The sequence below is a fragment of the Streptomyces sp. P9(2023) genome, assembly GCF_032436795.1.
In the GTDB taxonomy this organism is placed as follows: domain Bacteria; phylum Actinomycetota; class Actinomycetes; order Streptomycetales; family Streptomycetaceae; genus Streptomyces.
Genome location: NZ_JAUPWM010000754.1, coordinates 1 through 245 on the forward strand (window position 1 = coordinate 1; position 245 = coordinate 245).

At 27.3% G+C, this 245-nt stretch carries 1 protein-coding gene; it reads left to right on the top strand.

The genetic code is table 11. The annotated features are described in order from the left end of the window. On the top strand, positions 1-245 hold a 245-nt coding region (locus Q5762_RS39335; RefSeq protein WP_315897120.1), incomplete at both ends, for a hypothetical protein.

Consider the following 245-nt stretch of genomic DNA (forward strand, 5'->3'; position numbering starts at 1 on the left):
ATGAAAACAAACAATCTCTTTTTCATAATATTCTTACAATTAAAAGTGTAGGTATGCAGTGTGGTAGAATTAATCATTATTTATTTTATTGTGGAAAGGAAGTACGTGTTATGCGATTTAAATTATTTAATATAAGAGAAGATGAAAAGCCTTATGCATATCAATGGGGTCAAAATAATGGTCATGAAATTGAATGCACAGAAGAGGATTTAACTTTAGACAATGTACATACTTTATCATCTTTT